A 7190-nucleotide genomic window follows, 5' to 3' on the forward strand; every position below is an offset into this window, starting at 1 on the left:
TATTAATAATATCAAGAAGTAAGCATTCAGTGAATCTTTTATTCTAATGCACTATAACTTTCAAGGTGGCTATAAAAAAGCTACCTATCGATAGCTTTAGTACTCTAACTTATTGTTCTTTTGCCTATTAAAATCTCTGAAAAATCCGTATTTTGACAAGAGAAAGGAGAACGTGATATATAAATAGCATCACCAGAACGTAATGAATCTATAAAAAAGTTACTAAACATTAATTGTGAATTATTATTATCTAAATGTTCCATTCCTAATAAGTAATAATGATTTTGGAATCGTAAAAATAAACCATTAAAACGACTAGAATAATAATTATTCGTACTACACTTTCGTGAAATCAACATTGAGGCATAGCCATCATTTAATGTTAACTGTAATGTATCCTGTACGGTATTATTATGTTTTGTTGAAAACTCATATGTAGCTTTCGTATTTACCGAGCTGATAATAGCTTGGATCAATAAAAAAACAATCGCACCAATAATGCCAATAATTGCTTTATTTAACACTACAAATTTCCTGTTTAACTGTCGATGAATAATCAACAAAATGGCCATTACTTATGCTAAATAATTGATAATAATTACATCTTTTGTTCATAGGAAATGCATACCATTGGCTGATACTACTATTATCATTCTGTAAAATTGCATTCTGTACTGGTTTTGGTAAATCAACGCCATTATAAATAACAGGTAATCCTTCAACAGAAGTAGTATTAACAAAAAATAAAAAACGATAACAAACTATTAACGTAGTAAAGAAAAAAGCAAGAACAACAATAATATCAAACAATTTGATATTACGAACACGGGGGCTTTTAATTGTTGTATCATCTAATTCTTGATGAGTGAAATCTTCTTTTTCTTCGATATTAGCAATAGATTGAATTTCATCTTTTAAATGTATACTTTTATCATCACTCTTTACAGCATTATATTTCGGAGGGTGAGAGCCATCATCAATAAGTGCTGTTTGTCGAATGCAGTAGCCTAATTTAGGTTCTGTTGTGATTATTTTATATTCACCAATTTTTGTAAAGGCAGTACGTAAATTTTTAATTGCAACCGTTAATGAATTATTGGTAACAACCTTACCTTGCCAGCATTCAGCTAATAAAACTTCTCTATATATTGTATTATCAGCAGACTCAGCAAGAAGTGTAAAAATTAAGGTTTCTGATCGTGATGCTTTAATAAAAGCACCATCACTAATTCGCGTTATAGTTCTACGTGCAAAATCAACATCGAAACGTCCAAGACGTTTACAACAGCCGTTTACTTCATCGTTCATTTTTATTCTTATCTATCAGTTTTAGCTATAAGATAATAGCTAAATTGTCATCAAATACACAATATCAAAATAAAGATAGTGTCTTAGTATTCTATACAAAACCGCTAAAGATGCAATTGTGAAACGAGTATAACCACCATAAAACCTATAACTATTCGATATAATTCATTCTCTTTAAAAGATAATCTATACACTATTGTCTAAAATATAAGTGCTTTTATCGTAAATGTTAATTATCTGCATGATTAATGTAGAGGCGCTTATAATAAGCGCAGAAATATTAAATACTGAGAGTAAAGGCTGGTTTCTTATAGCTAAAAATAGGGAAGTTATTCATTGTAACTGACTCGTTTTGTTGAAGTCAGCTTAATCAATGGATGTTGATCACGATAAAAATAGTGTTAAGTAAGCTACACCGATAAAGATCAGATTATTAGAGCAGGGAAGTCAGACATTTTTCAATGTGTTGTGACCACCTAATCAAACGCAGATTCTGTTTCACTAAACCGTAAGTTCATCAGTTTGCCGGTAGCATCATCAATGAAAACCAACAAACAACATTTGTCGCTGCGGCCTTCAAACCAATCATGATGTGAACCATCTATCTGAATTAACTCACCATAACAATCGCGACGATGACGCGGTTGATAAACACGAGGCTTACGTTTGAAATGTGGTACCCAAAGGCCATCAGCGATCATCCATTGGCGTAAGGTTTCTAACCCAATTTTAATACCGTGGCGTTCAATCAGTTTTTCGCGTGCCAATGTCGGACCGAAGTCTGCGTAATATTCGTGGATGAGATTTAAAATACGCAGCCTATGATTACTTGGCACGCCGCGTTGTTGTGAAAGTAATCCGCCAGCACCGAACTGAGTAAAGCGTTTTACTAATCGTGATACTTGACGACAACTCAAGTTAAGTCGACGGGCAGCTTCAACACCAGTAATTTGTTTATCACAAACATCTTGAATAACTTTTATTCGGCTTAATTCATTTTCAGTCATAGTGAGCAACATTTATTGATTCCAGTTCATAGCAAAACCTATGATCTGAAGATAGTTCAACATGACATTTCTAACGGGTTCAAACCGGACATTTCTAAATGGGACTTACATCCTTAGTGCGCATTATGTATATTATGTTAAATAAGGTATTGGATGTTCAGTATCTAGTGCTATATAGTGTGAAACTATGTTTAAGTACTCCTCTCTATCTTGTGCTTTATCCGCTAAATCTGTCTATTTAACAGTATTGGCTATTTACCATAAAATAGGTAATTAACACTTAATTTAAATACTGCCGCACATATTCATTTTGCTTGGTACTTAAATTAAGTGTTAATTACTCACAGATCAAAAAAACGGACAACCATTAAAATTGTCCGTTTAGTTCGTCTGTCAATAGTCGTTTATGAAGATACTTTGCTGATAGATTTCAGATTTTGGTATTTCTCCAACATTAAATCTAATTCTTCGGGCTGTATTGGTTTAGCTAAAAAACCATTCATACCCGCTTGCTGATAAAGAAACTGATCGCTTTGCATCGCATTTGCCGTTAAGGCTACGATTGGAATATTGATATTGAGCTTTCTGATGTATTTTGTCGCTTCTAACCCATCTAAAACCGGCATTGATATGTCCATAAGCACTAAATCAAACAAACCGTGACACTGTAACAGTTTTAAAATAGCCTCTTGCCCATGATTAGTTATAGTGACCTTATGCCCTCGACGTTCTAACATTAGCTTAGCAACTAACTGATTAGTTGGACTGTCTTCTGCTAATAATATGTCTAAAGATCGTGTCGAATGTGAAAGCTTATCGGTCGTTAAACTCGTAGTCTGTTCAATGGCTGGTTTTATGGGAAATGTTATTTTAAAACAACTACCCACACCTAACTTACTGTTAAGTTTAATATTACCATGCATTTTTTTGATCAATAACTGACTTATCGTCAATCCTAACCCTGTACCACCATACTTACGAGTAATACTACCGTCTGCTTGATGAAATGGATGAAATAGATTTTCTTGAGCATCTTCTGAAATACCAATTCCGGTATCCAAAACCGCAATTTCAATATCGTTATCTATTTTATTGGCAACAATTTTAACCGAACCGTTATCTGTAAATTTAATCGCATTACCAATGAGATTAAACATGATTTGAATAATTCGATTCTTATCGGCAAAAATGTATTCAGGAATTGATTTAGCAATGTCACATTCTAAGAGTATATCTTTTTTATTGGCTTCTGGTTGAAGTTGGTTCTTTACTAAAACAATGCTATCGGCAAGATTTATATTACTATTGAACAACTCAAAACTGCCCGATTCAATACGCGATAAATCGAGGATATCATTGATAATAGTTAACAATAAATGTGCTGACTGCTCCATTTGCTCTAACCATTGTTGTTGCTCATTTTCCAAACCTGATGACGACAACATATCCATTAAACCTAATACCGCATTTAATGGGGTGCGTATTTCATGACTCATCATTGCTATAAATTGTGATTTAGCTTTGTTAGCCGCTTCTGCTTGTTGGCGTGCTTGCTGTAAATCAAATAGCCGTTTTTTTCTTACTGTGATATTTTTTACAGTGCCACGATAACCCAGTAATACACCGTGCTTACTATAATAAGGTGTGCCACTAAAGCTTAGCCATTGTTCTTTTCCATCAATGAATAGTTGCCATTCTAGATCTTCAAATGACTTGTTTTGCTGTAGTTGTGTTTGAAATTTCTGCTTAAAATCTTCATGATCACCAAAAAAGTCTAATATATTATCTTTATCTATTAAATGGTTAGCAATTTGAGGAGCAGAAATATAACTAAATTTATAGTCTGTATCAATTTCCCAGAACCAATCACCAACAGTACGCGCAAAATCTTTAAATCGTTGCTGACTATGGATTAATTCTTGAGTTCGGGCAGTCACTAATGACTGTAATCGTTCGCGATAATCAATATCAATAATCGCTCGTTCAAGTAATGGCCTAAATCTATTTAGAACTCGGCGACAACTGGATGTGAAATGCCCTTTTTCACAGCTCATTAGAATGATCATCGCATCACCAGAGCTAATTTTCACACCAGTGATTAAACTAGAATGGCAAATATTTAATAGATCAGGGCTTTTATTTTTAAATTCTTCAATATCTTTAGGAGAATATAAAGCGATACACTCCCCATTAATACATCGATTAAAGGTACTACTAACTTGCCAATGACTTAAATCAAGGGCTGCTACTGTACTCATTAATACTTGTAAATCAGAAGCTTCATCATCACGAGTTAAAACTATGGCATTATCAAAAGCGATAAACTTACGTAATACTTCTAATAAGCTGTTGAAAACTTGTCGCTTATTATTGGCACCAGCCATTGCCGAAACACCCTCAAGAATAGCTGCATTCTCTATCCGTAATTGTGTTTCTCGTTCTTGAGTTCGCTGAAGATCTAATAAGGTTTCTTGTAGTTTTTCTAAGTCACTACTAATCATAATTATTAGTCCCTATGAAAAACGACAGCAGAAATCATTAAATTACCATGAGCATTTTCACCTGTAACAAATTGTCCTTGCTCACCAAAAGTAAATGGGCAAACAAACGGCTTATTATGCATGGCTATATTTACATACACCGCAACTTCCTTCATACGTTGCTGAACTTTAAGCATACATCCAGCACAATATATTGTTAGACCACCAATAGGATTTAATTTAATGCCATTAGTTGCCGTAATTACTCGTCCGGCTCGCGTTATTAAGCGTTCATCAGTACCTGTCATAAAATATAAACGCTCACCTTCAATAATTGAGGCAAACATTTTTAATCCACTTGTTTGAGTGACCATTAAAGGATGCGCTAATTTAAAATATGGTAAATCATGAATAGTACCAACTAAACGGCCAAGAGGATTTAAACTACTTTCGTTTATAATACTGCTATTTGCTTCAAATTTTTGTTGGATCCATTTCTGATAAACATCAGCCGCAGGTTGATGATCTAATTCAATAACGTCACGGCCACGTACTTTTGTTGCAATCGCAGAATACTCTGTTGCAGCATAACCTGAGTGGAAAGAAAAACTTATTTCACAATTAGGATAGAATACTGCGATACCTATACCTTGATGTGTTTGTTGTTCTTGATTAAATATCTTCCACTTACCTTCTACATTATTATCTGCCGCGCTACCGCCAATAATTGCAATATTTTTACCAACAATATCTTCTATGCCACGAATAACCTCTTCTTCGTTACCGGGGGTTGCATGAAGTAATATTAATGCTGGCGCTTCACCAATACGGCCACTATTATTAATAGCTTTAAGTATTGCTTGACGTGCTATATTAAATATAGAATTATTTGAGGAAACAATAGATGTTCCATAAGCGCCAACAATATCGTTAATTGCCCAAAGTGCAATACCTTGTCCTTTTATATATCCCTCTTCTGTCATAAATCCCTGACAAGATGAGCATGCAAGAAAAGGGGTATTTGGGTAATGTTCAGTCAACGTTGCTTGTAAAATATTGCAATCGTAATCTTCTGAAAAATACAGCAATAATAATGATGGTGGTGCTATTTTCTCATCTAATTTATTGATAGCTTCAACAATTGCGTCGTGAGAATTATTTAGCAAAGAAAAACTTGTTGCAATATCCATAGCCATATCTTTTTAATTTTCCCCTATCATAATCATTTTTTTGAATACGATCAGTAAGCAAATCATTTTTAATTGTTATTTTTTATCTTATTATTAAGAATTAACCCGTTATCTCCTATCATAGTACAGTTAATCGACGCATGGAGTGTTATGTTACATTCAATTACTCAAAATGTTATCTTGGTTACAGGTGGTGCAAAAGGTATTGGTAAAGGTATTTGCCAATATTTATCTAATAAAAATAATATTGTCATTGCTATCGATATTGATATTGATGCCGGTCATCAGCTTGTTGCCGATAATCCTAAAATACGTTTTTGGCCTGCGGATGTAACCAATAAAGATGACCTCACAACAATTATTAATGAAATCACATTACAATTTGGTCAACTCAATGGTCTTGTTAATAACGCCGCGATTGCCAATCCCTATAACACACCATTAGATTTATTACCCATTGATGAATGGCAGCGTATTATTGATGTTAACTTAACAGCACCGTTAATGGTCACGCAACAATGCTTATCTTTATTAAAGGCATCACATGGAAGTGTTGTTAATATTGCTTCAACACGAGCATTACAATCAGAGGTAAATACCGAAGCTTATAGTGCAACTAAAGGAGGCATTGTTTCTTTGACGCATGCATTAGCGGTAAGTTTAGGTCCAGAAATAAAAGTAAATTGTGTTTCACCTGGTTGGATAAATGCTACAAACGACACCCTAAGCCAATCAGATCATCAACAACATCTTATTGGACGTGTTGGAAATACGGATGATATTGCTGAAGTGATTGAGCTTTTAATTTGCACTCAATCGGGATTTATTACGGGGCAAAATTTCGTTATTGATGGCGGAATGACAAAGAAAATGATTTATGCAGAGTAAAAAAACTGTGGCAATATTTTTACTCTGTATAAAGTATTCGACGCAAAATAGCGTCGAATTGCATTTATTTAATGACAGTAAATTGTGATGAATAAATATCGTTATTAATTTTAAGATCAATAGCCCATGTCATCTTATCATGGGTACAATTAGGGACAGTAAACTTACCAAGCCACCCATCCTTTTGTTGCGTAAATTCAATCGGCAATATACCCATTGTCATACAGCTGGCAGTTGCACTTGGAGCAACATCAATATTACGAACAGATAAGGATATGTGTCGCGCAGCCGACACCTATCCGAAGTGTTGGACAAGC

Annotated in this window: 6 protein-coding genes and 1 pseudogene; 1 reads left to right on the plus strand and 6 read right to left on the minus strand. The window is 34.2% G+C overall.

Annotated elements, in window-relative coordinates:
• Nucleotides 1-104 precede the first annotated feature (104 nt).
• From Q0V26_RS07870 to Q0V26_RS07890, 5 genes and pseudogenes are all read right to left on the minus strand, one after another.
• Nucleotides 105-524 (minus strand): hypothetical protein, encoded by a 420-nt coding sequence (locus Q0V26_RS07870; protein ID WP_297480296.1) that lies wholly within the window; start codon nt 522-524, stop codon nt 105-107.
• Nucleotides 514-1308 (minus strand): winged helix-turn-helix domain-containing protein, encoded by a 795-nt coding sequence (locus tag Q0V26_RS07875; RefSeq protein WP_297480299.1) that lies wholly within the window; start codon nt 1306-1308, stop codon nt 514-516. Before Q0V26_RS07875 ends, Q0V26_RS07870 begins: the two co-directional genes overlap by 11 nt.
• 479 nt (nt 1309-1787) lie before the next feature.
• Nucleotides 1788-2315 (minus strand): annotated as a pseudogene (locus Q0V26_RS07880) (helix-turn-helix domain-containing protein); the annotation flags it as partial.
• Nucleotides 2316-2719: 404 nt separating this feature from the next.
• Entirely contained in the window at nt 2720-4816 is a 2097-nt protein-coding gene (locus tag Q0V26_RS07885; protein WP_297480302.1) for a PAS domain-containing hybrid sensor histidine kinase/response regulator, read from the minus strand.
• A 5-nt stretch (nt 4817-4821) separates the two neighbouring features.
• Nucleotides 4822-5985 carry an FIST N-terminal domain-containing protein gene (locus Q0V26_RS07890; protein ID WP_297480305.1) on the minus strand — a complete coding sequence of 388 codons (1164 nt, stop codon included), beginning with the start codon at nt 5983-5985 and terminating at the stop codon, nt 4822-4824.
• A 150-nt stretch (nt 5986-6135) separates the two neighbouring features.
• Here Q0V26_RS07890 and Q0V26_RS07895 point away from each other — a divergent pair, with 150 nt between their 5' ends.
• Nucleotides 6136-6873, plus strand: a complete 738-nt coding sequence (locus tag Q0V26_RS07895) for an SDR family oxidoreductase (RefSeq protein WP_297480308.1) — start codon at nt 6136-6138, stop codon at nt 6871-6873.
• Nucleotides 6874-6937: 64 nt separating this feature from the next.
• Here the strand turns inward: Q0V26_RS07895 and Q0V26_RS07900 are convergent, their stop codons facing one another.
• Nucleotides 6938-7168 (minus strand): hypothetical protein, encoded by a 231-nt coding sequence (locus Q0V26_RS07900; protein WP_297480311.1) that lies wholly within the window; start codon nt 7166-7168, stop codon nt 6938-6940.
• Nucleotides 7169-7190: the final 22 nt, after the last annotated feature.

Origin of the sequence: uncultured Photobacterium sp., from assembly GCF_947039875.1 — a bacterium.
GTDB lineage: Bacteria > Pseudomonadota > Gammaproteobacteria > Enterobacterales > Vibrionaceae > Photobacterium.

Coding starts and splice junctions, on each gene's coding strand:
- Q0V26_RS07875 (WP_297480299.1), bottom strand. CDS start 1,308: ATGAACGATGAAGTAAACGGCTGTTGTAAACGTCTTGGACGTTTCGAT.
- Q0V26_RS07885 (WP_297480302.1), bottom strand. CDS start 4,816: ATGATTAGTAGTGACTTAGAAAAACTACAAGAAACCTTATTAGATCTT.
- Q0V26_RS07890 (WP_297480305.1), bottom strand. CDS start 5,985: ATGGATATTGCAACAAGTTTTTCTTTGCTAAATAATTCTCACGACGCA.
- Q0V26_RS07895 (WP_297480308.1), top strand. CDS start 6,136: ATGTTACATTCAATTACTCAAAATGTTATCTTGGTTACAGGTGGTGCA.